The organism is Psychrobacter sp. 1Y4 (assembly GCF_051847555.1).
Window position 1 is genome coordinate 1 of sequence record NZ_JBPYDE010000405.1, and the last position, 787, is coordinate 787.

Annotated in this window: 1 protein-coding gene; it reads left to right on the top strand. The window is 41.7% G+C overall.

Annotation, left to right across the window (positions count from 1 at the left end; genetic code table 11):
- On the top strand, positions 1 to 518 hold a 518-nt coding region (locus ACS8FC_RS16620; RefSeq protein WP_439297592.1), incomplete at its 5' end, for an NADP-dependent isocitrate dehydrogenase.
- Positions 519 to 787 lie beyond the last annotated feature (269 nt).

Genomic DNA, 787 nt, shown 5'->3' on the forward strand with positions numbered 1-787 from the left:
TACCACTCATGAAAGGCGGCGGTTTGTTTGAGACAGGTGCTGGTGGTTCTGCACCAAAACATGTTGAGCAGCTAACTGAAGAGAACCATCTACGTTGGGATTCACTCGGTGAGTTTTTGGCCTTGAATGTCTCTTTGGAGCATTTGGCAAGTAACGACAACAATGCTAAAGCTCAAGTATTGGCCGATACGCTAGATACAGCGACAGAAAAACTGCTGCTGAATGACAAGTCGCCATCACGCAAAACAGGTGAGCTCGACAACCGTGGCAGTCACTTCTATCTAGCGCTGTATTGGGCTGAAGAGCTGGCCGCGCAAGATCAAGATAGTGAGTTAAAAGCACAGTTCACACCATTTGCGCAAAAGCTCAAAGAAAACGAAGACGCCATTGTCAAAGAACTTAACGAAGCTCAAGGCAAGCCAGTAGACATCAAAGGCTACTACTACGCTGATGAAGAATTGGCTAAAAAAGCCATGCGCCCAAGCGCTTTGTTTAACGAAACCTTGGCATCGCTATAAGTAATAAGTAATAAGTAATTGATCTTAAAAAATTAAGCCTAATCTCTCTGGTTTTTATACCTAGATCGATTAGGTAAGTTTAGGTCTTAGTAAACAAAACACCTCAGCCGTCTTAGAACGTTGAGGTGTTTTTTTGTGCCTATCTCACCCTGATAATAAACAACTTGCCTATCTTTATCTATTTCAAACACATAAAAAAAGCACCTACATCAGTAAGTGGCCTTGAATAAATATAGTAGAGTTTAACACTCTAGGCATTAATGCGATTA